This window comes from Paractinoplanes abujensis, from assembly GCF_014204895.1.
Lineage (GTDB): Bacteria > Actinomycetota > Actinomycetes > Mycobacteriales > Micromonosporaceae > Actinoplanes > Actinoplanes abujensis.
In genome coordinates this window covers 1,364,762-1,389,075 of record NZ_JACHMF010000001.1, presented here as the reverse complement: position 1 = coordinate 1,389,075, position 24,314 = coordinate 1,364,762, and the positions used below count along the sequence as shown (strand labels likewise).

21 protein-coding genes are annotated in these 24,314 nt (G+C 71.0%); 8 read left to right on the top strand and 13 right to left on the bottom strand.

All coding sequences use genetic code 11. The features are described 5' to 3' along the window. Window positions 1–40: 40 nt before the first annotated feature. Both BKA14_RS05725 and BKA14_RS05720 read right to left on the bottom strand, forming a co-directional pair. Window positions 41–1,297 (bottom strand): FAD-binding protein, encoded by a 1,257-nt coding sequence (locus tag BKA14_RS05725; protein ID WP_184949872.1) that lies wholly within the window; start codon window positions 1,295–1,297, stop codon window positions 41–43. A gap of 67 nt (window positions 1,298–1,364) precedes the next feature. Further along, window positions 1,365–2,183, bottom strand: coding sequence for a helix-turn-helix transcriptional regulator (locus BKA14_RS05720; protein ID WP_184949871.1), 819 nt, complete (start codon window positions 2,181–2,183; stop codon window positions 1,365–1,367). Between the two features lie 147 nt (window positions 2,184–2,330). Between BKA14_RS05720 and BKA14_RS05715 the strand changes: the two genes are divergently transcribed. From BKA14_RS05715 to BKA14_RS05695, 5 genes are all read left to right on the top strand, one after another. After that, the gene (locus BKA14_RS05715) at window positions 2,331–3,329 is read left to right on the top strand and encodes an efflux RND transporter periplasmic adaptor subunit (RefSeq protein ID WP_203722003.1); all 999 of its coding nucleotides are present in this window, start codon (window positions 2,331–2,333) and stop codon (window positions 3,327–3,329) included. Further along, window positions 3,326–4,018 carry an ABC transporter ATP-binding protein gene (locus BKA14_RS05710; protein WP_184949870.1) on the top strand — a complete coding sequence of 231 codons (693 nt, stop codon included), beginning with the start codon at window positions 3,326–3,328 and terminating at the stop codon, window positions 4,016–4,018. The genes BKA14_RS05715 and BKA14_RS05710 overlap by 4 nt, the downstream gene beginning before the upstream one ends. Further along, complete coding sequence (locus tag BKA14_RS05705; protein ID WP_184949869.1) at window positions 4,015–5,289, top strand: ABC transporter permease; 1,275 nt, start codon at window positions 4,015–4,017, stop codon at window positions 5,287–5,289. Before BKA14_RS05710 ends, BKA14_RS05705 begins: the two co-directional genes overlap by 4 nt. Window positions 5,290–5,299: 10 nt before the next feature. Beyond that, the gene (locus tag BKA14_RS05700; protein ID WP_184949868.1) at window positions 5,300–5,479 is read left to right on the top strand and encodes a hypothetical protein; all 180 of its coding nucleotides are present in this window, start codon (window positions 5,300–5,302) and stop codon (window positions 5,477–5,479) included. 182 nt (window positions 5,480–5,661) lie between these two features. Further along, window positions 5,662–6,432, top strand: a complete 771-nt coding sequence (locus BKA14_RS05695; RefSeq protein ID WP_184949867.1) for an SAM-dependent methyltransferase — start codon at window positions 5,662–5,664, stop codon at window positions 6,430–6,432. Window positions 6,433–7,163: 731 nt separating this feature from the next. Here the strand turns inward: BKA14_RS05695 and BKA14_RS05690 are convergent. From BKA14_RS05690 to BKA14_RS05680, 3 genes are all read right to left on the bottom strand, one after another. Next, a complete protein-coding gene (locus tag BKA14_RS05690; RefSeq protein WP_239092465.1) occupies window positions 7,164–8,561 on the bottom strand; it encodes a M28 family peptidase in 1,398 nt (465 codons plus the stop codon). 270 nt (window positions 8,562–8,831) lie between these two features. After that, a complete protein-coding gene (locus BKA14_RS05685) occupies window positions 8,832–9,311 on the bottom strand; it encodes an AfsR/SARP family transcriptional regulator (protein WP_184949866.1) in 480 nt (159 codons plus the stop codon). A gap of 655 nt (window positions 9,312–9,966) precedes the next feature. Further along, window positions 9,967–11,271 (bottom strand): AI-2E family transporter, encoded by a 1,305-nt coding sequence (locus BKA14_RS05680; protein WP_184949865.1) that lies wholly within the window; start codon window positions 11,269–11,271, stop codon window positions 9,967–9,969. Window positions 11,272–11,551: 280 nt separating this feature from the next. On the opposite strand from BKA14_RS05680, the gene BKA14_RS05675 reads away from it, so the two are divergent. Beyond that, the gene (locus BKA14_RS05675; protein WP_184949864.1) at window positions 11,552–12,223 is read left to right on the top strand and encodes a hypothetical protein; all 672 of its coding nucleotides are present in this window, start codon (window positions 11,552–11,554) and stop codon (window positions 12,221–12,223) included. Between the two features lie 98 nt (window positions 12,224–12,321). Here the strand turns inward: BKA14_RS05675 and BKA14_RS05670 are convergent, their stop codons facing one another. From BKA14_RS05670 to BKA14_RS05640, 7 genes are read right to left on the bottom strand one after another with little or no spacing between them, the layout of a single operon-like run. Next, window positions 12,322–14,379, bottom strand: coding sequence for a PQQ-dependent sugar dehydrogenase (locus BKA14_RS05670; RefSeq protein ID WP_184949863.1), 2,058 nt, complete (start codon window positions 14,377–14,379; stop codon window positions 12,322–12,324). Between the two features lie 9 nt (window positions 14,380–14,388). Beyond that, window positions 14,389–15,294 carry a LamG-like jellyroll fold domain-containing protein gene (locus BKA14_RS05665; protein WP_184949862.1) on the bottom strand — a complete coding sequence of 302 codons (906 nt, stop codon included), beginning with the start codon at window positions 15,292–15,294 and terminating at the stop codon, window positions 14,389–14,391. Window positions 15,295–15,335: 41 nt separating this feature from the next. After that, entirely contained in the window at window positions 15,336–16,076 is a 741-nt protein-coding gene (locus BKA14_RS05660) for an ABC transporter ATP-binding protein (RefSeq protein ID WP_239092466.1), read from the bottom strand. Continuing rightward, on the bottom strand, window positions 16,069–16,782 hold the full coding sequence (locus tag BKA14_RS05655; protein WP_239092467.1) for an ABC transporter ATP-binding protein: 714 nt from the start codon (window positions 16,780–16,782) through the stop codon (window positions 16,069–16,071). Before BKA14_RS05655 ends, BKA14_RS05660 begins: the two co-directional genes overlap by 8 nt. An 11-nt stretch (window positions 16,783–16,793) precedes the next feature. Next, window positions 16,794–17,837 (bottom strand): branched-chain amino acid ABC transporter permease, encoded by a 1,044-nt coding sequence (locus BKA14_RS05650; RefSeq protein WP_184949860.1) that lies wholly within the window; start codon window positions 17,835–17,837, stop codon window positions 16,794–16,796. Then, window positions 17,821–18,708 carry a branched-chain amino acid ABC transporter permease gene (locus BKA14_RS05645; protein ID WP_184949859.1) on the bottom strand — a complete coding sequence of 296 codons (888 nt, stop codon included), beginning with the start codon at window positions 18,706–18,708 and terminating at the stop codon, window positions 17,821–17,823. The genes BKA14_RS05650 and BKA14_RS05645 overlap by 17 nt, the downstream gene beginning before the upstream one ends. A 7-nt stretch (window positions 18,709–18,715) precedes the next feature. Then, window positions 18,716–19,945 (bottom strand): amino acid ABC transporter substrate-binding protein, encoded by a 1,230-nt coding sequence (locus BKA14_RS05640; protein ID WP_184949858.1) that lies wholly within the window; start codon window positions 19,943–19,945, stop codon window positions 18,716–18,718. Window positions 19,946–20,105: 160 nt separating this feature from the next. On the opposite strand from BKA14_RS05640, the gene BKA14_RS05635 reads away from it, so the two are divergent. Both BKA14_RS05635 and BKA14_RS05630 read left to right on the top strand, forming a co-directional pair. After that, entirely contained in the window at window positions 20,106–21,137 is a 1,032-nt protein-coding gene (locus tag BKA14_RS05635; RefSeq protein ID WP_184949857.1) for a LacI family DNA-binding transcriptional regulator, read from the top strand. Window positions 21,138–21,338: 201 nt separating this feature from the next. After that, complete coding sequence (locus BKA14_RS05630) at window positions 21,339–23,588, top strand: catalase (RefSeq protein WP_184949856.1); 2,250 nt, start codon at window positions 21,339–21,341, stop codon at window positions 23,586–23,588. On the opposite strand, the gene aat is transcribed toward BKA14_RS05630, so the two are convergent. After that, window positions 23,585–24,301: a leucyl/phenylalanyl-tRNA--protein transferase gene (gene aat, locus BKA14_RS05625; RefSeq protein WP_184949855.1), complete on the bottom strand. Its 717-nt coding sequence runs from the start codon at window positions 24,299–24,301 to the stop codon at window positions 23,585–23,587. The two genes, BKA14_RS05630 and aat, sit on opposite strands and share 4 nt — an antisense overlap. Window positions 24,302–24,314: the final 13 nt, after the last annotated feature.

Here is a 24,314-nt window from a genome sequence, read left to right as displayed (position 1 = left end):
TCAGTGGAGTCGCGGCGGCGTGTCGGCGGCGTTACGTCGATCACTTGCGCACCGCGTCGATGTCGCCGGCGAACAGGCCGGTCGGGTCGGCGTCGTGGCGGATGCGTTCGACCCGGACGCGGGTGTAGTCGTCCAGCGTGCGCTGAGGCAGGTCGAAGTGCTCGACGAAGGTGGGTGCCGTGTAGCCCGTCAGGAACGGTGCGAGGGCCGCGCGCACCGCCCGCAACTGCCCCGCCGGCCCGGCCGCGTAGTAGAGCAGCGGCGCAGCGAGACTGTCGAGCGCGCCGCCGCTCACGGCCGGGGTGGCCAACGCCCCGCCCAGCTGACGCAGCTCCAGGGTGAGCAGGCCCGGTCCGGCCGCCACCAGCTCGGCCCAGATGTCCGCGTCGAGCTCGCGGACGAGGGCGGAGTCCGACCGCACGGCCCGCGGCTCCGGGCCGGCCGGCACCAGCGTTTCCGGTGGGACCGCGGCCCACGTGCCGGCCACCGGCGGGACGAGCGCGGACAGCATCTCGTCCGCGATCCGCCGTGCGGCTGCCCGGTCCGTTGCGGCCGGGGCGACCACGGCGCCGTCCAGAGCCAGGACACGCCGGCCCGACGGCACCGGCAGCAGGCGGAGGCGGGTGGTGATCTCCCGCGGGGCCGTCCGGGACCAGGCCTGCCAGAGCGGGGCCACCCGGGGCGTGTCGGCCGGGTCCCACAGCGACGTCCCGGTGACGACGCTGTGCATCGGCACCAGCTCGATCTCGGCCGCCACGACGACGCCGAACCCGCCGCCCCCGCCGCGCAGCGCCCACAGCAGATCCGGGCGGTGCGTGGCGCTCGCCTCGACCACCGAACCGTCGGCCAGCACCAGGGTCAACGAGCGGACCGTGTTGGCGGCGAGCCCGAAACGGCGTCCGTAGAAGCTGAGCCCGCCGCCGAGCAGGTAGCCGATCACCCCGGCGGTGGCCGACGAGCCGTGCACAGCGGTCAGCCCGTACGGGATCGTCTCGGGCAGGACGTCGCTCCACGTCCGGCCGGCCGGCACCCACGCCGTACGGGCCTCGGGGTCGACCCGGATCGGGGCGTCGAGCAGCGGGCGCAGCAGCAGGGACCCGGTCAGCGGGGCGGTCCGGCCCATTGCCAGGCCGGTGGTGGTCAGCCGCAACGGCCGTCCGGCCCGGCGCGCGGCGGCCACGGCCCGCACGACCTCGCCGACCGACCGCGCGGTGAACACCCCGGCCGGGCCCGCCGTCGCCGCGAGCGGAAAGGCGGCGTACTCGGGCGTCCCGGGCGGATGGAACGGTTCTGTCACCGGATCAGCCTGGCCGGGACCGGAACCCGGGAGAAGGACGCGTTTATCCAGGGACAAGTAGTCCCGGTCAGGGCCCGCTCAGCGTCTCCAGCTTGGCGTGGCTCTCGGTGCCCGGCTTCGCGGAGTAGACCAGCAGTTCCTGGCCGTGGTCGGGGTCGATCAGCCGCTGGGCGTACAGCTCCAGCTCGCCCAGCACCGGATGCCGGTAGCGCTTGAGCTCCAGATGGTGGGTGACGTCGACCTCGTGCCGCCGCCAGACCTCGGCGAACGCGGGGCTCACGGCCAGCAGCGCCGTGACGATCTCGCCGGCCCGGCCCCCGGGGTCGGCCGTGTAGGCGGCACGGATCTCCGAGGTGAAGACCCGGCCCCGCACCTCGTGGTCCTCGGGCGGGAAGAGCGCACGCTGCTCCGGGTCGGTGAACCAGCGGTAGACCAGATAGCGCGACCAGCCGGTGAACCGCATGTAGTCACCGAGCAGGGCCACCCCGGGCGCGGTCTGCAACAGGGCCTCGCCGAACCGCGACAACACGATCGCCGGCGTGTCGGCCAGCCGCTCGGCGACCCGGCGCATGGTGTCGCTCACCTTGTCCTCGCCCGCCTCGCGCCGCGGTGCCGAGTGACCGCCCAGGGCGAACAGATGGTCCCGTTCGCTCAGGTTGAGCTGCAGGGCCCGCGCCAGCGCGGCCAGCATCGGCTCCGACGGCACCGGACCGCGCTGCTGCTCGATGCGCCCGTAGTAGTCGGCCGACATGCCGGCCAGCGCCGCGACCTCCTCGCGCCGCAACCCACCCGTACGCCGTCGTGGCCCGCGCGGCAACCCGACGTCCTCCGGTTGCAGCGCTTCCCGGCGGGCCCGCAGGAAGTCCGCCAGCAGTGCCCGGTCCATGTCTCGCCCAGCTCCCCTGTCCGACCGGCCGCGAAGATCAACCATAACCTTGGGACATCGACGGTTGCGCGCGCCTTGTAACCTCTGCCCGGCCGGGTCGCACAACGATCTCCCGGCCGGCGGGCAAAGACCGACAAAGGGGTACAGGTGGACTCACGCAGAGTGACCGGAGTGGGGACGGCGGCCATGCTCGCCGCGGTGCTCTGCGGATGCGACGCGGGCGGCGAATCCGTCGCGACGCCCGGCCTCGAGGCCCGCGGCACGGTTCTCACCACAGTCAAACCGACCCGGCAGGACCTGAGCAACCAGATCAGCCTGTCCGGCTCCGTCACCATCAACCCGGTCTTCGGCATCGTCGCCCCGACCGACGGCGAGCTGCGCTTCCTCGACAAGACACCGAGCAAGGTCCCCGCCGTACGGCCGAAATGGGTGGCCACCGTGTGGGACGACGACGGCGCCCCGCGGCGGATCAACATCCCGCGGGGCTCGATCCTGGCCGGCCGGCTCATGGACGACCGGTCCGACGTCACGGCCGGCATGCCGATCATCTCGGCCAAGCACTCCGGTTACGGCATCGTCGCCGAGATCGACAGCGCCCAGGCCTACCGGATCTCCGGCGCCATCACCGACGTGCGGGCCCAGATCAAGAACGGACCGGGCCCCTTCCCCTGTACGGCGCTGGGCACGATCGCGGCCCTGCCGGCCGGCTCGATCCCCGAACCGCCGCCACCCACCACCGCGCCGACCACCGGCCCGTCCGGCGCGCCCCCGGTCGCGCAGCCGGAACAGCCGGCCGACACGGGCGGCGGCAACGATGGCTCCGAGGCCACCGGCATGCGGCTGGTCTGCACCCCGCCCGCCGGCGTCAAGCTGATCAACGGGGCCACGGTGACGCTGCAGGTGATCACCGAGCGGGCCGCCAAGGTGATGGTGCTGCCCGTCGAGGCCGTAGCCGGCGTACAGGGCAAGGGCAAGGTCGACATCGTCGGTGCCGACCAGCAGCGCAAGACGGTCGACGTGGTGCTCGGCCTGACCGACGGCAAGGTCGTGCAGATCAAGTCGGGCCTGAAGGGCAACGAAACCATCGCCGTGCCCGGCCCCGACCTGCCCGCCGCCCCCGACGGCGGCAAGGGTCCCAACGGATGACCGCCCTGATCGAACTCGACGGCATCACCAAGGTGCTCAAAGGTCAGGAACAGCCGCGCACCATCCTCGACGGCGTCGGCCTGACCGTCCACGCCGGGCAGAGCGTGGCCATCGTGGGCCGCTCCGGTTCCGGCAAGAGCACCCTGCTCAGCGTCATCGGCCTGTTCGACCGGCCCGACTCGGGCAGCTACCAGCTGGCCGGGCAGCAGATCGCCAGACTGCCCGAACGGCGCGCGGCCAAGCTGCGCAGCTCCCACTTCGGGTTCGTGTTCCAGCGGTTCTTCCTGCTCAAACACCTGACCGCGGCCCAGAACGTGGCCATGGCGCTGGTCAACGGCCAGGGCTGGCTGCCCCGCCGGCAACGCCGGACCCTGGTCATGGAGGCGCTCGACCAGGTCGGCATCGCACACCTGGCCAAGAGCCGGCCGGCCAAGATGTCGGGTGGCGAGCAGCAGCGGGTGGCGATCGCGCGGGCCCTCGTCCGGGATCCCCAGGTGTTGCTGGCCGACGAGCCCACCGGCGCCCTCGACACCGAGACCGGCACGCTGGTCATCGACGCCCTGCTGGCCGCGACCGAGCGGGGCTGCGGGCTGATCCTGGTCACCCACGACCGCGACCACGCGGCGCGCATGGGCCGCATCCACGACCTCGTCGACGGCGTGCTGACCGAGCGGGTGACGGCCCGATGAGGCGCCTCTCCGGCCGGTTCCGGTCCTCGCTGATCATCGGTATCCAGGGCATCCGGGCCCGCAAACTGCGCACCCTGCTCTCCATGATCAGCCTGTTTTTGGGCGTGCTGGCGGTCGTGGTCGTGCAGGCCGGCGCGAGCATCGCCGAACGCGCGCTGCTGGCCGACCTCGAGATCCAGCAGGGCTACGACGGCACCCGCGTGATGGACATGGCCATCCAGCCGGAAGCCACCGAGATCCTCGCGGACAGCGTGCGCGGACGCGAGGACGCGGTGGCCATGCTGGGCGTCAGCGGCATCGTCGGCGAACCCGGCGTGCTCCCGGTCAACCCGGGCGGCGCGCCGCTCGACCAGGACTGGGGCCCGGCCATGATCTGCAACGACCAGGGCTGCGAACCCGCACCCGGCGTCAAGGGGCAGGCCGTCGAGGTGCGCCTGACCGCGCTCTCCGGCGACGTCCGCAAATTCCGTCCCTACCGCACGATCTCCGGGCAGTGGCTCGACTTCACCCGGATGCCGTCGATGTCGCCCAAACTCGTGCTCAACCAGCCCGCCGCCGACGCGTTCCAGCAATACCACGTGCCGGCCGAGATGCGGGTCGGCGGCGCCGCGGCCAACGTCACGCCCCAGTTCGTCGGCGTGGTCGACGACGGCGACGTGCAACCCCGGGCCTACGTACGCCTGGACGAGCTCACGACCTGGCTGCCGCCCTCGCGGATGGCCGACCCCAGCACCGGCGGCGAGATGCGTCTGCTGATGACCCAGGGATCCCCCGTCGAACCGGTCGTCTCGGCCAAACTCAAAGCGCTCGGCGTCGAGCCGTACGTGCAGACCATCGAAACCCGCAAGGAGCAGGAGAAACAACTCACCCTGATGCGGCTGGTGTTCTTCTCGATGGCTGGGCTGGTGCTGCTGATCGGCGTGGCCGGCATCCTCAACGTCGGCCTGGCCACCGTGGGCGAACGGGTCGAGGAATTCGCCCTGCGCCGCGCGGTCGGCACCCCTCGCACGCTGCTGGCCGGAATCGTGCTGGCCGAGACGTTACTGACCGGGTTGCTCACGGCCGCGGCGGCGATCGGGGTCAGCGCGGCCGGCCTCAAAGTGGTGACGATGCTGGTCGGCGACTCCCAGCCGATCCTGCGCGACGTCCAGTTCCCCTGGGAGGCCGGGGTGGCCGGCATCGTCGCGGGCATCATCGCCGGCGTACTGGGCGGCTTCGTGCCCGCCCTGCGCGCGGCCGGCATCCCCATCGCCACAGTGATGCGCGCCTGACCTGTCCGGCATGGACGTCCACGCGTACCTGGCGCGCATCGACCTGACCCGGCCGCTCACCCCCGACGCGGCCGGGTCGCGCGAGTCGCACCGGACCGTACCTTTCAAGAACCTCAGCGAACGCCTGCTCCGGGCGTGGCTCACCGCGCGTTTGTCGGCCCAGTTTTGCCTGCGCCCGCTGTTCGAGTGACGCTCGGACGGTGGGTCCCCGCCCAGAGGAACCCCATGTCAGCGCGCTGCTGACCTCTTCATCGTCACGCGGGCTCCCTCCGCTGCGGCTGTCCACTCCCCGGCGGCCCTTCGCTCCCGCGCCGCCGCATCCGCAGCCTGTCACCTGCAGGCAAAACCGTTTGTCCACACTAGACTAAGACGATGACGGATCTCGATACCGGCGTCCCCCATTCCGCCCGGGTCTGGAACTACTGGCTCGGCGGCACCGACAACTTCCCCGCCGACCGCTCGGTGGGCGACGAGTTCGCCAAGCTCTACCCCGACATCGTCGTCGTGGCCCGCAGCTCCCGCGCGTTCCTCAAAAGAGCAGTCACCCACTTGGCCGCCGACGAGGGCGTACGCCAGTTCCTGGACGTCGGCACCGGCATACCCTCGGCCGAACACACCCACCAGGTCGCCCACGCGGTGGCCCCCGACGCCCAGGTCGTCTACGTCGACAACGACCCCCTGGTGCTGGCCCACGCCCACACGGTGCTGACCGGCGAGGCCGTCTACATCGACGCCGACCTGCGCGACCCCGACACCGTCATCGCCTCGTCCGGCCTCGACCTGTCCCGCCCGGTGGCCCTGATCCTGATGAACGTCCTCGGCCACATCCCCGACCTGCACGAGGCCGCCGCGATCGCGCACACCCTGATGGCCGCCCTTCCGTCGGGCAGTTACCTGATAACGGCCGACGGCACCAACGTCCTCGACGGCGCCGCCTTCACCGAGGCCATCGACGTGTGGAACGCCAACGCGCCGCTCTCCTACCACCTGCGCCACCCGGACGAGCTGGCCCGTTTCACGGCCGGCCTGGAGGTCCTGGAGCCGGGCCTGGTGCCCTGCGCCCGCTGGCGGCCCGCTCCGGACGCCCGAGCGGACGAGTTGCGGGAAACCGACGAGTACGGGGCTGTCGCCCGCAAGCCCTGACTCGCACGCGGGACGCTCACCTCACCCCGCCCGCACCACGGCGCCCCTCACCGTGCCCGCCACGTCGCCGCTCACCGCACTCGGCACGTCGCCATTCACCGCGCCCGCAACGTGGCACTTCACCTCCCCCGGCGACGTGGCACTTCACCTCCCCCGCGACGTAGCACTTCACCCAGCCCGGCACGCGCCCCCTACACCGCCACAACGTCGTCACCGCGCCCGCAACGTGGCGCTTCACCCAGCCCGGCACATCCCCAACACGACCCAACGTCGTCACCGCCCGCAACGTGGCACTTCACGCAACCGCCACGTCGCCCCCACACGACCCACAACGTCGCCCTTCACGCAACCGCCACGTCGCCCTTCACCACGCCCAACGTCCCCTTCACCCAGCCCGCCACGCCGCCCCCTCAACGCGCCCGCACCACGTCGCTCCTCACCGCCTGCCACGTCGCCCGGAGCGTCCTAGGAGGCAGGCTGTGGGGGTTGGGATCGTCTTGTGCGCGCCGCCTGCTTCGATTGCGGGCGGCAGCGTCGGCGCCAAGGGACGAACAGAGGCCCGTCGTTCCGGGCGGCCTGGTCGGCGGAACGACCCCGCTGTCCTTCTTCGCGGTGCGGAACCGGGGCGGCGCGGCTACCGCCAGCCGTTCGAAGACGCAGGGCGGGCCGCCGAGCCGATGACCCAGCCCCCGGACGGGTCGTCGAAGCGGCGATCCGTCCGGGGGCGGCGGTCAGCGGGCCGTGGTGTACGCGGCCGACCCGATCAGTTCGAGGGAGACCTGCAGTCGCTCGAGGCTGATGTTCTTGGCGATCGTGTCCTCGGGGCTGTGGTACGGCGGCTCGAGCAAAGCCGGCGATTCCTCGCCGCGCCAGGAGAAGTTGGCTGAGGCGATTCCAACCTCCTGGAAGGACTGGTGGTCCGAGGAACCGCGCAGCGTGACCGGGCTGATCCGGGACGAGTAGCCCAGCCGGGCGGCGGCCGCGGCGACCTCGTTGGTGGCCCGGTTGGCCAGCCCGTCGAACGACAGCAGCCAGTAGCGGGTGGCCGGGTCCCAGCTCGTGGCGACCATGTCGTTCTGGTAGACGGCGAGGATGCGGTCGCGTTCGGCCTGCGGCAACTGGGCCACGTAGTAGCGGGAACCGATCAGGCCCTGCTCCTCCGAACCCCACAGGGCGAAGCGGAGCTGCGCGTTGGTCGGCAGTTTGCGCAGCACGCGGGCCAGTTCGAGGGTGAGCACGGTGCCGGAGCCGTCGTCGTTGGCGCCGGGAGCGCCGATCACCGTGTCGTAGTGGGCGCTGACCATGACGACCGGGCCCGTGGCGGAGCGGCGAGGCTGGTTGGCCAGGACGTTGTGCGAGGTCAGGCCCCGGTGCGCCGTCGTCGAGAGGGTGAGCGAGAGTTTGCGGGCGGCCAGCAGCGCGCGCAGGCGGTGCTTCTGGGCCTGGGCGACGCCGACGACCGGGATCGGCGCGGGGGTCGTGGCCAGGCCGGGCAGCTGCGGGCTGAAGGCGGAGGCGCGGCGCGGCTCGACCAGGTCGGCCGGCAGGAAGATGACGGCGGCGGCTTTGCGGGCGACGGCCAGGTTGACCACTGCCTCGCGCGTGCCGGCGACGTAGTCGATCAGGAGGATCTTTCCCCGTACGTCGGCCGGGTAGTCAGCCTCCCCGCCGAGTTTGGCGTCGAGCACGTCACCGCGGACCTTGGTGTCCAGGGCGGCGTGGGGCGACGCGCCGCACTGCCAGTTGAGGTCGGTGGGCAGGCCGCGGGGCGAGCCGAGCTGGGCCAGGAACTTGTCGGCGACCGGGAACGGCTGCAGTTCGACGTCGTAGCCGAGCCTGTCGAGCACGCCCGCGAGGTAGCCGGCGGCGACCCGCTCGGACCGGGTGCCGCCAATGCGCGGGCCGATGCCGATCGACAGCACTTTGAGGTGCTCGAGGGCGCGTTCCGCGGACACCCGCTTCGCCACGTCGATGTCGTGGCCGGTCAGGGTGGGCGGCAGCGCGGCGCCGGGGCGCCGGCCGGTGGCGGCCCAGGCCGGCGCGGGCAGGGCGACGGTGGCCGCCCCTCCCAGCGCCACGGTCAGCATGCGCCTGCGGCTCACCGATGAGCGGCGCGGTTGCGTGTCCAAGGTTCCTCCTCGTCGATCCGGCTGGTGATCCGGCGAGGACGGACAGCCCTGGTCAGGCCGACGATCCCCGTTGACAAGCAACCTAGGGGTGAAATCGCGGATCTTCAATATTGACATGCGTGAAGGCAGACGGGACCCCGCGGGATTCATCGTGCCCGGGCGGGCCGGCGCGCGCATCCGGATGAGCGGATTCAACCCCGGAAGACCGCGGCATGCTCGCGCGCGAACTGAGCGAAGGTGCGCGGTTCGTGCCCGGTCCGCCGCAAGACGTCAGCGGTCGTGCCGGCCATGCTGCCCGCGCGCTGCGAGCGGAAGATGGCCACGATCGCGTTCGGCCAGGACAGGCGGCAGCCCGTCGTCGATCAGAGCCGCCCGCGCTTGATCGTCATGGACGTTCACCCTGGGTCCGACGCCCGGCTCGTCGCGCAGGGCGGATGCGCATTCGTGAAAGGTCCGGACGGCTCGCGCACGATCACCCGTCGCGTGGTGGAGGCGGATCAACTGCCGGTACGGCTCCTCGGCCAGCCGATCGAGTGCGCGATATTGCTCGGCGTAGCGGATCGCGTCGCCGTCGAGCAGCGGCACCAGCCGCGCGAGCAGGGCCACCATGCGGCGGCGGCACTCGTCGCGCGCCTGCAGCACCCAGTCGTCGTACCGGCCCTCCAGCAGATCACCGCGATAGAGGTCGGCTGCGGCGCACAACTCTTGCACGGTTTCACCGCTGCTGAGCGCGGCCACGTCCACCTTCACGCCGTCCAAAGTGCGCAGATGTGTGTCCAGCCCCGGCACCGAGGCGCGCAAAATGTGCAACAAATGGCCGTAGGTTCGTGCGCGCCTGCCGTTCGTTCGAGCCGGGCCACAAGGCGGAAGCCAACTGCGTCTTCCCGTACGGGCTCCCGCCGCGCACGCCAGGTCGGCGAGCACGGCCTGAGCCCGTACGGACATGAGCGGCACCGGCGCGCAGCTCGAAGGCACCGAGCAGACGCAGCTCCAGCATCCGCCATCCTCACGCGACGGCGGGCGGCGGGCGGCGGCGCCACAACCCGACGTCACGCCGGAGCCGAGTGCGACACAAGGCCTGAGACGTGTGCGCCCGGCGGGAGGGCCGCACCCGGCGCGTTCGCCCGAGGCAGCCGCACCGAGCCTGCTCACCTGAGGCAGCCGTACGGAGCGCGATCGCCCGAGGCAGCAGCACCACGCGTGCTCACCCGAGGCAGCCCCACGGAGCGCGATCGCCCGAGGCAGCTACACCAAGCGTGCTCACCCCAGGCAGCCGCACGGAGCGCGTTCACCCGGGGCGGCCGCTCCGAGCCTGCTCGCCCGAGGCGGCCGCATCGGGCTCAGCGCGACATCAGGTCGGAGACGTGAGCGCCCAGGGCCGGGCCGCGTCCGGCCCGGCGTGACGTCAAGCCAAGGACGTGTGGGCCGGTGGCGGCGTGTCCGGACCCGGTTTGGGCTCCTCCGGAGTGGAATCGCCGTCGGGCACCTCGGTTCCCGGCGGCTCACGGTCGGGTGTCGGCTCGCCGTCGGGGTGATGCACCAGATAGCGCACGGCGGTGTTGACGACGGCCAGCAGCGGTACGGCGATCAGGCCGCCGACGATGCCCGCCAGCACCACGCCCGAGGCGATGGCCAGGATGACGGCCAGCGGGTGCAACGCCACGGCCCGGCCCATGATGAGCGGCTGCAGCACGTGACCTTCGAGCTGCTGCACGGCGATCACGACGCCGAGCAGGATCAGCGCCTTCACCGGGCCCACCGTGACCAGCGCGACCAGCACGGCGACGGCGCCGCTGACTGTCGCACCGACCACCGGGATGAACGCACCCAGGAAGACCAGCGCGGCCAGCGGCAGCGCGAGCGGCACACCCAGCGCGAACAGGCCGATCCCGATGCCGATGGCGTCGACGAACGCGACCAGGACGGTGGCGTGCACGTACGACACCAGGGTGTGCCACGAGTAGTGGCCGGCCCGGGCGGTCGGCACCCGCGCGCCCTGCGGCAGCAGGCGGCACAGGAAACGCCAGATCTGGTCGCCGTCGCGCAGGAAGAAGAAGAGCGTGAACAGCGTCAGGAAGAACCCGGTGCCGACCTCGCCCACGGTGGTCGCGGTGGTCAGCGCGCCCGAGGTGAGCGCGCCCCGGTTCTCGGTGAGCGCGCGCTGAGCCTGGTCGATGTAGTCGTTGATCTGCTGCTGCGAGATGTGCAGCGGCCCGCGGGCCAGCCAGTCCTGCACCTCGCGCACGCCGTCGCCGACTTGCGTGCTCAACGCGCCGACCTGCGAGATGAACGTGTTGATGATCAGGCCGAGCCCACCGAACACGATGATCAGCGCGGCCAGCAGCACCAGCGCCGACGACAGGGACCGGCCCATGCCGCGCTTGCGCAGCCAGGCCCCGACGGGCTGGAACATCGCCGCCAGCAGCACGGCGACCAGCACCGGGATGACCACGACGGTGAGGTGGGAGATGACCCGCAGCAGGACCCAGCCGACGGCGCAGAACAGCAGGATCCGCCAGGACCACGCGCCCGCCACCCGCACCGGCCGCGGCAGCCCCTCCTCGTCGCGAGGCGAGGCGTCGACCATCACCACCGGGGTGGCGCCTTCGGCGACGGCGTCGCCCGGGAACGGTGGTATCCCCGATCCGCCCTTTCGTGCCTGTTCGAGCCGGGCCTGAGCCCGTGCGCGCATTTCGTCAATCCAGGCCATGGCGACCCTCTTCCGCATCCGATTCGACGGGAGGCGATACCCGGCCCCGGGTACGCGGAAACGTGCGCTTCATCGCCTTTACCGCCAGGTGTACGAATTCAGCCGCCGACAACGGGCCAGGTGCCCCGGATACCCCGTCCGAACAGGCTCAACCGCGTCTTTTTTCTTTGTTTTTCCGGCCGCCGGAAAGGGCCGCCGGAATAGCTGGAACCGGCCGTGTGCCACACATTCCTGTGTTGAGCTGTGCGGGACCTTGGACGAAGACCCGGAGGGAATTGAGATGCGCAAGAAATTGTCCGCCGGCGTGTGCCTGGCAGCCGGCGTCGCGCTGGCGTTCGGACCCGCGACGTCGGCGCTCGCCGCCGAGCCGGACGCGCCCACCGCCATGACCTCGTACGTGCCCGGCCCGGGTGGGGAGCCGCGGATCGTCGTGGTCATCCTGGGCGACATCAAGCTGCCCGACCTGATGGGCCTGCCCGGCCTGCCGGCCGGTTGGCCCGCCCCGGGCGGACCGCTGGGTCAGCCCTGGCCCGGCGGCCCCAACGGCCAGCCCGCGGGTCAGCCCACGCCCGAGCCGGCGGCCACCGCCACCCCGACTCCGGCGGCCACCGCCACCCCGGAGCCCGCCGCCACCGCCACCCCGGAACCCACCGCCACCGCCACCCCGGAACCCACCGCCACCGCCACCCCGGAACCCACCGCCACCGCGGAGCCGGGCGCGACCGCGACACCCGAGCCGGCCACCACGGAGCCGACGACCGAGCCGACCACTACGGAGCCGGCCGCCACCACTGAGCCGGGCTCGACCGAGCCGACCGACACCACGGAGCCGGCGGCCACGGAGCCCGCGACCGCCGACACCCCCGCCATCGGCGACGACGTGACCGGCGTCGACCTGACCGGCACCGACACCACGCAGAACGGCACCGCCGGCACGGAGTTCACTCCCTGACCGGCCGCCCCGCACAAGCGATCAAAACGGTGAGATCAGCACCGGGGACGGGGAGCGGGCCGGCGCCGTGAAGCGCCGGCCCTCTCGCATGTCACCGCTCAGCCGGCGGGCGTGCCCGTCACGACCAGGTCGCGCAGGCGGCCCCGGTTGTCGAACGAGCCGAACCCGACCCGCCCCGACGTGAAGGTCGTGTCGCGGGCGGTCATCAGCGGATCGCTCCGGCCGTCCACGTAGACGGCGATCTCACCGGTCGCGGGCAGGTGCTTCACCCGTACGTCATGGAACTTCTCGTCCACGATCGCCGGGTTGGCCCCGCGGGAGCGGCCGTTCCACTGGTAGTCGATCCGCTCACGGTCGGCGTTGTTGACCTTGAAGATGCCGTTGTGCGGGAGGATCGTGTTGTCCGTCGACAGGTGCGCGTAGTAGAACTGCGTGTCCGACTGGTAGCCGAAGACGATGATCACGTCACGGTTGGTCAGCGTGACCGGCTCGTCCAGCCGCACCTCGGCCCTGATGTCGACCGACGTCCACACCGGCCCCGCGTTCAGCACGGCGTACTCGAAGGGCCGCCGCGGGCCGGGCCGTTCGCTGCCGGCCTCGGCCAGGATGACCTGCCCGTTGGTGAACTGCCACTTCGCCGGCGTGACGGGCGCCCAGTTGGCGGCGCTCGGCGCGGGGGCGATCCGGGTGTGCCCGGCGGAGGCGGCGGCGAACGTACGGGTTCCGGTCACCTTCCAGATCTTGCCATTGGCCTTGGCCAGGATGTAGAGCTCACCCCGGGCGTCGGTGCCGAAGCGCAGGTCGACCCGGTTGGGGTCGCCGGGCGCGCCGGGTGCCGAGAGGTCCTGCATCCGTACGGGTGTGCCGGCCGGGGTGAACAGGTTGAGCCGGTGGATCGTGGCCGGGGCGCGGCCGCGGCGCATCTCCGAGGCCTCGGTGTAGAGCACCCGCCCGTCGACGAGGTCGCCGAAGACGTATTTGCCGCGCAGGGCGGGCACGTCCCGGCCGCGGTAGACGAAGCCGCCGGCCACCGCCACGCCGACGTCGGAGGTGCAGTTCCAGCCGGGCGCCGGGTTGTGGTCGTACGCCGCGACGGGGTAGGTGTAGCCGCTGTCGTCGGCGGGCAGCGGGAACAGCCGGTCGCAGGCCGTGGCCGGGGTCTTGTCGAAGACGAACGCACCTTCGCGCTCGCTCCAGCCCATGTTGTCGCCGGCGCGCACCTCGTAGATGGCCTCGATGGCGTGCTCGCCGATGTGGCCCAGGTAGAGCCGGCCGGTCGCGCGGTCCCAGCTGAACCGGTGCGGGTCCCGATACCCGTACGAGTAGATCTCCCCGGCCGCACCGGGCACGCCGACGAAGGGGTTGGACGGCGGGATCCCGTACTTGCCGTTCGGCGCATTACGAAGAGCCGGGTCGATGCGCAGCAGCTTGCCGTGCGGGAGGGCCAGGTTCTGCGGGTCGCCGTTGTTCACGCCGAGCCCCCCGTCGCCCACGGCCAGGTAGAGCTGCCCGTAGTCGGCGCTGCCCTTGCGCGCGGTCGGGTTGAAATTGATCTCCTGGATGCCGTGGATCTGCCCGCCGAAGCCGATCCGCAGCAGCTCCCGGTGCGTGCCGGCGAAGGTGTCGGCGGCCGGGTCGGTGGCCTTCCACTCGTTGATGACGCCGTGGTACAGCACGGTGGCCTGGGCGTAATCGGGCACCGCCGTCGTCGCCGCCGCCTGTTCGGTGTGGATCGTGTAGAACAGGCCGTTGCGCTTGAAGTCGGGGTGGAACGCCACGTAGCCGAAGCCCTGCCCGAGCCCGCGGCCCGAGAAGAACTGCGGTGCGAAAGTGGCCGCCACGTCGAGGTAGACGCTGGGCACGCCGTTCTTGACGAGGTAAAGGTTGCCGTTGAGGTCGGGCACCGCGCGGCGGCCGGATCCGTCGGGCAGCTCCATGATGGTGTTGATCCGGGCCACCCGGTTGAGCCGCTGGTCGATCAGCGGCGGGTTGGTCTCGCTCTCGGGGAACTGGGCGTATTCGGTCAGCACCAGGCCGAGCTTCGAGGTGACCGGCTCGGTCGGGATCGGGTCGTGAACGGGACCCGGATCGGCGGCGTAGGCGGGCGCACCCACCAATGTGGACACCAGTGCCAGAGCGAGAAGAATGCGGCGCATGGCGGGCTCCTAATAGAGGCGGAACTGGTTCGCGACTTCGCGCGCCGTGAGCGAGCGGTCGAGGAACATCAGCGCGTCCATCCGGCAGTCGCACGGATTGCGTTCGAGCGTGTTCTGCGGGAAGCTCCCGCCGATCTTGATGCCGCGCGGGTCGGTCGCGCTGGTGACGTGCGGACCGGGCCCGTTGATCAGCCAGGGGTCGTCGGTGCGGGTGTAGAAGCCGGGCACCGGCTTGCCGTTGCGGTAGAGCGCCATCGTGCCCCGGGCGAAGTCGAACGTGGCGGTCAGGTGCACCCACTTGTCCTTGGGCAGCAGCGTCTTCCAGTCCTCGCCGGCCGCGAAGGTCTGCGAGTTCCCGCCGTCGATCCGCCGGCCGAGCGCGACCAGTTTGAGCTCACCGTTGACGTCGATGAGTTCCAACAGCGCCCGGACGCCGTGACCGTCGGAATCTCCGGTGAGCACGCCCGCGAGTCCGATCGCGTTGAAGCCGGTGGCCGGGCCGTCCATGGAGCGCTTGAACCAGCCCATGACGGTGGCGCCTTCGACGGCGCTGAACGGCCGGAGCGTACGGACTCCGCTCGCCGAATAGATGCCCGCTTTCCAGTCGTCGTTGCCGGTGACGCCCGGATTCACCTGCTTGGTCTGCAGAACGCGCCCACCGGAGGGATAGGCACGGTCGGCGACCCGCATGGCGGCCCCGCCGTTGACCAGTTCGATCTCGGTGCTGGATCGGCCCTGGTCCTGTTCGAGCGCGGGGTCGCCGCGCAGCGGATGGTCGAAGTCGTAGTAGGCGACCAGGTTCGGCCGCAGGGACGGATGGACGTCACGCGGACCGTTCTCGCCGGCCGACGCAGGGGCCGCGGTGGCCGCGAGGACAGCCGCGGCGACCACGACAACTCGTCCGGTTCTTCGCATGGAACACCTCTCATCGCACAGGTGACAGGTGACGGGCCGCCTCAGACAGCGGGCGGCTTCTCGGCGGGACGGCCGCCGAGGTAGAGCTCTCCGAGCTGCGGGTCGGCCAGCAGCTCGTGGGCCGGCCCGGAGATGTGCACGCGCCCGAGATCGAGCACGCACCCGAGGTCGGCGGTCTCCAGCGCGCGCCGGGCGTTCTGCTCCACCAGCAGCACGGCTGTCCCGGCGTCGCGCATCCGCACGACCTGTTCGAAGATGGTGCTGGTGGCCTTGGGGTCGAGCCCCATGGACGGCTCGTCGAGCAGCACGACCTTGGGGTCGACCATGAGCGAGCGCGCGAATTCCACCTGCTTCTGCTGCCCGCCCGAGAGCAGCCCGGCGAGCGAGTTCCACCGCTCCCCCACCACCGGGAAGAGGTCCTTGACGAATTTCGCGCGTTTCGCTTTCTCCGTACGGTCGCGGACCGTGTAGCCGCCGAGCAGCACGTTCTCCTCGACCGTCATCTCACGGAACACGCTGTGGCCCTGCAGCACCAGCGCGACCCCTGCCGCGAGCATCTTCTGCGGGCCGGCGCCGGTCAGGTCCTTGCCGCCGACAATCACCTGGCCCGAGCGGGGCCCCAGCAGGCCGGAGGCGACCTTGAGCACGGTGGACTTGCCGGCGCCGTTGGGGCCGACCAGGCAGACGACGCTGCCCGCGGGGACGGCGACGCTGAAGCCGCGCAGCACGGGCGCGGCCCGTCCGTAGCCGGCCTGGACGTCGACCAGTTCGATCTCAGACACCAAGGTAGGCCCCCAGCACTCGTTCGTCGGCGCGGATCTCGGCCGGCGGTCCCGCGGCGATCGGGCGGCCCCGGTCGAACACCACGATGTGATCGCTGATGCTCATCACGAGGTCCATGTTGTGTTCGACGATCACGAACGTGCGGCCCTCGGCGTTCAGTTCCCGGACGAGCGTGCCGATCCGGTCCAGCAGGGCCGGGTTGACGCCGCCCGCGGGCTCGTCGAGCAGGATCGTCGTGGGCTCGGCCATCAGCACGCCCGCCAGTTCGAGCAGTTTCTGCTGGCCCCACGACATGGTGCGCGCTTCCGCCTCGGCGAGGTGCTCGATGCCGAGCCGGGTCAGCCAGTGGTGCGCGCGGTCGATCTCGGCACGCCGGTGCGAACTGCGCAGCCCGTGCAGGACGCCACCCGGACGGACCGCCGCGAGCACGTTCTCGATCGCGGTCATGCGCGGGAAGGTGCGGCAGAGCTGGAACGTACGCCCGACGCCGGCCCGCGCGATGACGTGCGGCGCCCGCCCGGTGAGGTCCCGATCGCCGAGGACGACGGAACCGAGATCCGGCTTGATCATGCCGGTCACACAGTTGAAGAACGTCGTCTTGCCACTGCCGTTCGGCCCGATCAGCGCGTTCACTTCGCCCGGCCGGAACTCGACGTCGGCCCCGTCGATCGCGACGACTCCCCCGAACGCCTTACGCAGTCCCACAGTTCTGAGCGTCACGATTTTGCCGCCTCTCGCTCGCGGCGCTGCTCGGCCAGGTCGGCCGCGGTCACCTCACGGATCGAACTGTCCTCGCGATTGCGCAGCCGCTTGACCAGCGCGGTCAGCGACGGGATGACGCCGTCCGGCATGAACATGACGACCAGGCCGAGCAGCAGGCCCGTGGTGACCAGGTGCAGCGGAGTGTTGCCGAACTCGACCTTGAAGTATTCGAGCGCGACGCCGACGATGATCGCCCCCAGCACCGGCCCGTACAGGTTGCGCACCCCGCCGAGCAGCGCCATGAGCACGATGTACGAACCCGTGAGCACGCTGAACTGGAACACCGGGTCGAGGTCGCCGAACCAGAGCGCGTACAGGCCACCGGCCAGCGCGGTGAACGCCGCGGAGACGACGAACACGGTCAGCTTGTAGGCGAACGTGGGCGTCCCGAGCGCTTCGGCCTTGTCCTCGTCCTCGCGGACGGCTTTCAGCCCCATACCGAACCGGGACCGGTCGAGCAGCCACCACGTGCCCAGCGCGAGCAGCAGCAGTCCCCCGTACAGGAAGAAGAACGCGCGGTGATGATCGGGCCGCAACATGCCCGGGAACGGCCGCGGCACGACCAGGCCGCGCGAGCCGCCGGTCACCGAGGACCAGCTCTGGAAGACCAGCAGCAGGATCAGGACCAGCGCGATCGACACGATGACGAACGACGCCCCCCGTACGCGCAAGGCGGCGAAGCCGATGGGAACGGCCAGCGCGGCCACGAGCAGCGCGGCCACGGCGAGCGCGACGAAGCTGGGCAGGCCGGCCTTGACGATGAGCAGACCTGTCGCGTAACCACCGAGCCCGGCCAGGGCGCCGTGCCCGAGCGAGATGTAGCCGGTGAAGCCGCCGACGAAGTTCCACGCCGTGGCCAGCACCGCCCAGTTCAGCACGATCACACCGGACGACAGGACGTACGGGTTGGGCGCGAGGCTGGGGAAGAGCGCGATCGCCACGACGAGGACGAGGGCCGGAAGACCGTACGAGAGAAGGCTTTTAGAACCGTTGCGCAAGACGGCCTCCGAAGAATCCTTGCGGCCGGACGGCCAGCGTGGCGAAGAGCGCCACGTAGAACACGGTCTGGGCCCAGGTGGCGCCCATCGGGATCTGCAGCAGGCTCTGGGCCAGGCCGAGCAGCAGCGCGGCGGCCGCGGCCCCGGGCACGCTGCCCAGGCCGCCGACCACAATGATCGCCATCAGCGGGCCGATCCAGTGCCAGTGCAGGGACGGGTAGATGGTGGTGTCGAGTGACAGCGCGGTGCCGCCGACCGCCGCGGTGGCCAGCCCCAGCCCGAAGCCGAACCCGGCCGTTCGCTCGGTGTCGATGCCGACCAGCCGGGCCGCGTCCCGGTGCTGGATCGTGGCCCGCAGGGCCCAGCCGAACTGGGTGCGCTTCATCAGCGTGTACAGCGCCGCCAGCGAGACCGCGGCGAGGCCGAACGCGATCAGCTTGACCACCGCGACCCGGGCCCCGAAGAGCTCGAAGCTCGCGGTGCCGTAGCCGAGCTGGATGCGCCGCTGGGTGCCGGTGAAGGCGTACCCGAGCAACCCTTCGATCATCAGCGCGATCGCGAACGTGATCAGCACCGACATCATCGTGAGGGTGGCCGGGCGCAGCCGCGACAGCAGTCCCCGTTGCAGCAGCACTCCCGCGCCGAAGAACAGGGGCACGGTCACCACCAAGGACAGCAGCGGGTCGATGCCCAGCCGGTCGTTCGTCCACCAGGCCAGGTAGGCGGCCAGGATGAGGAACGCCGAGTGGGCGATCATGACCACCCGCATGATGCCGAAGTAGAGGGTCAGCCCCGCGGCGAGCAGGGCGTACAGCCCGCCGAGGAGCAGACCGAGGATGATGCTCTGGAACAGCAGCCCACCGGACGGCATCAGACGATCACCAGGCCGGCTTCGGGTAGACCAGGTCGGCCTCCTTGGCGTCGGCCGGGAGGACGATCTTGATGTCGTCGCCGACCCACTGCTGGATCATGTGGGCGCCCTGCGGCTTGCCGGTGGCGTCCCACTTGAGCGGGCCGACCACGGTGTCGACCGTGTTGCTGTGCAGCCAGTCGATCAGCTTCTGCTGGCAGTCGCCCTGCTCGGCGCACCCGGCCGCCTCGACCGCGGCCGCGACGACCTGACCGGTGGTGTAGCCGTTGGCCTGGTCCTCCTCGGGCGCCCGGCCGAACTGGGCCGTGAACTTCTCGACGAACTCCTTGTTGCTCTCGTACGGCGCGTCCTGGCTGTAACCGGTGGGCGACAGGATGCCCTCGGTCTTGTTGCCGATCGCCTTGGCGAACTCGGGGTTCGTCGGGGCGGTGGAGAACGCGGCCAGCTTGGGCTGATAGTTGAGCTGCTGCAGGGCCACGATCAGGTTGACGCCGTCCTGGTACTGCGAGCCGCCGACCACCATGTCCGGCTTGGCCGCGGCGATCTTGGCCGCGATGCTGCCGAAGTCGGTGGTGTTGGGCGGGTAGACCTCGTCCACCACGGTTTTGACGCCGCCCGCCTCAAGCTTCTTCTTGAGCCCGTACGCCGTGCCCTGCGCGAAGGGGTCGTCCATGGCCGCGTAGGCGACCGTCTCGGGCTTCTCGCCCGCGGGCAGGGCCAGCAGGTATTCGGCCAGGTGGTTGTAGTGGTCGTCGGCGACCGCGGGGGCCGCGTAGAACAGGTTCTTGAAGCCCTGGTTGAACACCTCGGCGGCGGCGCCGGCGGGCTCGACGAAGAGCATGCCGTACTCCTGCGCGACCCGGGCCGAGGGCACCACCAGGCGGGTCGAGAACGGCCCGACGACCAGGTCGACCTGGTCGCTGCCGATGAGTTGCTCGTAGTCGGCGACGACCCGGTCCGCGTTGGACTGGTCGTCCAGGATCTTCAGCTCGATCTTGCGGCCGCCGAGGAGGCCGCCCTTGTCGTTCGTTATCTTGGCCCAGGCCTCGTACCCCTCCTGGACACCCTTCCCGGGCTCGGAGAAGTCGCCGGTCAGCGGTAGGGAGATGCCCACGACGATCGGGTCGTCGCTGCCACCCCCACCGCCGTCGTCGCCCCCGCCACAGGCGGCGAGGCCGAGTGTGAGGGCGGCGCTGAGCACCAGGGCCCCAGTGGTACGTCTCGCGGGTGAACGCATCCGCACAGCTCCTTTGCCGGGACGTAAGCGCTTGCGAAAGCGCTTACGTAGCCTAAAGTGATCGATGGGTCACATGCAACACCCCGGAAACTTTGTTGCAGTCCAGTGCTCCCACCGCCCCGCCGACCCGGCCCGTCTCCGGCTCATGGAGAGTTGACGCATGCCCAAGCCCGGTGTGAGGCTCCGCCTCGTCGACATCGCCGAACGCGCCGGCGTCTCGCTGGCCACGGCCTCGCGCGCGCTGGCCGGTCGCGACGGTGTGAGCGAGGAGGTCGCGGCCCGCATCCGGCAGATCTCGGAAGAGATGGGCTACGTGGCCAACCCGTATGCCCGCACCCTGGCCGGCGGGGCCAGCTCCACTGTGGGACTGGTCGTGCACCAGGTCGACGACCCGTACTTCTCCGAGATCGCGGGCGGGGTCATCCGGGTCGCCGACGAGCAGGGCCTGCTCGTGCAGATCTGCCACTCCGGTCGCGACCCCGAACACGAACTGCGCCAGATCCGTCACCTGATCAACCAGCGGGTCCGGATCATCATCGTGGCCGGCTCCGGTTTCGCCGACACCCGGCACGAGGCGGCCGCTCGCGACGAGTTGTCGGCCTACGTACGGGGCGGCGGGCGGGTCGCCGTGATCGGCCGCCACTCGCTCGGCGTCGACGCGGTGCTGCCCGACAACGAAGCCGGCGGCGAAGCCCTCACCCGGCACCTGCTCGAACTGGGCCACCGCCGGATAGCCATCGCCTCCGGCACAGCCGACCTCAACACGGTCGTCGACCGGCTGGCCGGCGTGACCGCGGCGATCACCAAGGCGGGCCTGTCGATGGCCGACCTGCCCGTCGTGCACACCGACTTCACCCGCGACGGCGGCGTGGCCGCCACCGAACAGATCCTGCGCGACCACCCGGCCACCACGGCGATCATCGCCCTCAACGACGCCATGGCCATGGGCGTCCTGTCCACCCTGCGCGCCCACGGCGTACCGGTGCCCGAGCGCATGTCGGTGGTCGGCTTCGACGACGTCTCGGTAGCGGCCGACCTGGCCCCCAGCCTGACCACGATCCGCCTGCCGATGACCGACATGGGCAAGATGGCCCTGGCGCTGGCCCTGCGCCCCCCGGCAGCCCGTCCACGCCGCCGCTCCACCGGCCACACGCTGATAGTCCGCGACTCCACCGGACCCGCCCCGGCCTGATCCGGCTGTTCGCGCGAATCGCCGTTCGGGGCAGCCCGCGGCACCTCGCGTGGAGTCGGTCGTTTAGCCCTGGCCCCCGCGGGCATCCGCTGGCCCCTGGAGGCCAACGGGGACAATTTTCCGGATCTGTTCCAGTTTGCGGGCATTTTCTCCGGGTAGCCGTGCCACGGCAGCAACGAACCTCAGGAGGAGCGCCGACCGATGAGTGCTAGTAAGCCCGCCAAGAAGGTCAAGGACGTCGTGGAGGCGGCCGCCGCGAAGGTGTCGGAGGCGCTGGGCGACCGCATTCCGGGCTCGCCGGGCAGCGGGACACCCACCGTCGACGAGCCGACCTCGCCGCAGGGTCCGCCGCCGCCCAAGAGCGAGCAGGACGCCCCCGAGACGGTCACGCCGACCGGCGCCCCCACCGGCGCCCCCAAGGTCAGCAAGTCGCAGCAGGGCGAATTCCTGACCACCTCGCAGGGGGCCCGGCTGCGCGACACCGACCACTCGCTCAAGGCCGGCCCGCGCGGACCGGTCCTGCTGCAGGATCACCACTTCCGCGAGAAGATCACGCACTTCGACCACGAGCGCATCCCGGAGCGGGTCGTGCACGCCCGCGGCGCCGGGGCGCACGGCACGTTCACCGGCTACGGCACCGCCTCCGAGCTGACCAAGGCCGGGTTCCTGGCCAAGGGCAAGGAGACTCAGGTCTTCGTCCGTTTCTCGACCGTGCTCGGCTCGCGCGGCTCGGCCGACACCGTGCGCGACACCCGCGGTTTCGCCACGAAGTTCTACACCGACGAGGGCACGTTCGACCTGGTCGGCAACAACATCCCGGTCTTCTTCATCCAGGACGCCATCAAGTTCCCGGACATCGTCCACGCGGCCAAGTGGCACCCGGACCGCGAGATCCCGCAGGCGCAGAGCGCGCACGACACGTTCTGGGATTTCGTCTCGCTGCACACCGAGGCCCAGCACCACACCATGTGGAACATGTCCGACCGCGGCATCCCGCGCTCGTACCGGCACATGGAGGGCTTCGGCGTCCACACGTTCCGGCTGGTCAACGAGGCCGGCGAGACCGTGCTGGCCAAGTTCCACTGGAAGCCCAAGCTGGGCGTGCACTCCCTGGACTGGGAGGAGGCCCAGATCGCCGGTGGCGTCGACCCCGACTTCCACCGCCGCGACCTGTACGACTCGATCGAGGCCGGCGCGTTCCCCGAGTGGGAGCTGGGCCTGCAGGTCTTCCCGGACACCGAGGAGGAGACGTTCGCGGGCATCGACCTGCTGGACGCGACCAAGATCGTGCCGGAGGAGCTGGCGCCCGTGCAGCCCGTCGGCAAGCTGGTGCTGACCGGCGTACCGACCAACTTCCACGCCGAGGTCGAGCAGGTCGCCTTCCACCTGGGCCACCTCCCGCCGGGCATCGACGTGACCAACGACCCGCTGCTGCAGGGCCGCCTTTTCTCGTACGTGGACACGCAGCTCAGCCGGCTGGGCGGCCCCAACTTCATGCAGATCCCGATCAACCGCCCGCACGCGCCGGTCAACGACATGCTGCGCGACGGCCTGCACCAGCACGCGGTGCACGGCGGTGTGGCCCCGTACCGGCCGAACTCGCTCGACGGCGGCAACCCGTTCACCACCGACACCGGTTTCCTGGACGTCCCCGTACGGGTGGCCGAGTCGACCAAGGTGCGCGCGAACCCGGTGTCGTTCGACGACCACTACACCCAGGTGCGCCAGTTCTGGCAGAGCATGACCCCGGTCGAGAAGGAGCACATCGTCCGGGCGTACACGTTCGAGCTGGCCAAGTGCTACGAGCAGGCGATCAAGGAGCGTCAGGTGCAGTGCCTGGCCAACATCGACCCGGTGCTGTGCGAGCAGGTCGCGACCGGTCTGGGCCTGCCCGCGCCGGAGCCGACGGTCCCGTTCGAAACGGTCGAGCCGAGCCCGGCGCTGTCGCAGATCGGCGGCGAGTGGCCCGCGGACGGCCGGCTGATCGGCATCGTGGTGGACCCGGCGGCCGGGCTGGACGGGGTGGCCGCGGTCCGCACGGCGATCTTCAACGCGGGCATGGTGCCGCTGGTGATCGCCCCGCACGGCGGTGAGGTCGCCGGCGTGACCGTGCAGCGCACCTTCGCCACCGCCCGCTCGATCGAGTTCGACGCGATCCTGCTGGCCGGCGCCCCGGCCCCCGCGCCCGACGCGATCCCGGCCCGCGACGCCAAGGCCGGCGCCGGCGCCCCGGTCACGATCGACCCGCGGGTGCTGCTGCTGGTCGAGGAGGCCTGGCGGCACGCCAAGGCGATCGCGGCCTGGGGTGGCGGCGTGGACGTGCTGGCCGCGGCCGGCATCGCCGGCACCCCCGGTGTGATCAGCGCCGACTCCGGTTCGGCGGCGCTTACCGAGCTGCAGCCGCTGCTGGCTCAGCACCGCGTGTGGCCGCGCTTCCCGGCGACGATCTAGTCCGCTGCGGCGGGAGACCACGGCCCACGCCTGGTCTCCCGCTCCAGTGCCCGGCCCAGCTCCAGCTGGAAGCGGTCCATCTCCCACTCCTGCGCGCCCAGGCGGCGCACGTGCGGGGTCATCATCTGGCAGTCGACGAACCGGAAGTCCCAGGCATGCAACTGGTCGAGCAACTCGATCAGTGCCACCTTGGAGGCGTCCGAGGCCCGGCGGAACATCGACTCGCCGAAGAAGGCCGCGCCCAGCGACACCCCGTAGAGGCCACCGACCAGCTCGTCACCGTCCCACGCCTCGACCGAGTGCGCGAACCCGAGTTCGTGCAGCCGGATGTAGCCCTGCACCATGGCCGGTGTGATCCACGTGCCGTCGTCGGCGCGCGGCACCACCGAACAGGCCTCGATCACCTCGGGGAACGCACGGTCGAAGGTCAGCGTGTACGGCCTGCGGCGCACCACCCGGCGCACACTGCGGCCCACCGTGATCTGCCCGGGCACCAGCACCGTGCGCGGGCTGGGGCAGAACCACGGCAGCACCTTGGAGCCGGTCGTGGGCCAGGGGAAGATTCCGTTCGCGTAGGCCACCAGCAGCCGCTCGGGCCCGAGGTCGCCTCCGACCGCGAGCAGGCCGTCGGAGCGCGCCTTGGACACCGGCGGAAACCCGAAGGCCCGCAGCGCGCCCCTCAGCTCGAGACCGAGGTTCGCGCCACGCCCCATGCCGAGACCTTAG

Coding starts and splice junctions, on each gene's coding strand:
- BKA14_RS05720 (WP_184949871.1), bottom strand. CDS start 2,183: ATGGACCGGGCACTGCTGGCGGACTTCCTGCGGGCCCGCCGGGAAGCG.
- BKA14_RS05710 (WP_184949870.1), top strand. CDS start 3,326: ATGACCGCCCTGATCGAACTCGACGGCATCACCAAGGTGCTCAAAGGT.
- BKA14_RS05705 (WP_184949869.1), top strand. CDS start 4,015: ATGAGGCGCCTCTCCGGCCGGTTCCGGTCCTCGCTGATCATCGGTATC.
- BKA14_RS05700 (WP_184949868.1), top strand. CDS start 5,300: ATGGACGTCCACGCGTACCTGGCGCGCATCGACCTGACCCGGCCGCTC.
- BKA14_RS05695 (WP_184949867.1), top strand. CDS start 5,662: ATGACGGATCTCGATACCGGCGTCCCCCATTCCGCCCGGGTCTGGAAC.
- BKA14_RS05680 (WP_184949865.1), bottom strand. CDS start 11,271: ATGGCCTGGATTGACGAAATGCGCGCACGGGCTCAGGCCCGGCTCGAA.
- BKA14_RS05675 (WP_184949864.1), top strand. CDS start 11,552: ATGCGCAAGAAATTGTCCGCCGGCGTGTGCCTGGCAGCCGGCGTCGCG.
- BKA14_RS05670 (WP_184949863.1), bottom strand. CDS start 14,379: ATGCGCCGCATTCTTCTCGCTCTGGCACTGGTGTCCACATTGGTGGGT.
- BKA14_RS05665 (WP_184949862.1), bottom strand. CDS start 15,294: ATGCGAAGAACCGGACGAGTTGTCGTGGTCGCCGCGGCTGTCCTCGCG.
- BKA14_RS05645 (WP_184949859.1), bottom strand. CDS start 18,708: ATGCCGTCCGGTGGGCTGCTGTTCCAGAGCATCATCCTCGGTCTGCTC.
- BKA14_RS05640 (WP_184949858.1), bottom strand. CDS start 19,945: ATGCGTTCACCCGCGAGACGTACCACTGGGGCCCTGGTGCTCAGCGCC.
- BKA14_RS05635 (WP_184949857.1), top strand. CDS start 20,106: ATGCCCAAGCCCGGTGTGAGGCTCCGCCTCGTCGACATCGCCGAACGC.
- BKA14_RS05630 (WP_184949856.1), top strand. CDS start 21,339: ATGAGTGCTAGTAAGCCCGCCAAGAAGGTCAAGGACGTCGTGGAGGCG.
- aat (WP_184949855.1), bottom strand. CDS start 24,301: ATGGGGCGTGGCGCGAACCTCGGTCTCGAGCTGAGGGGCGCGCTGCGG.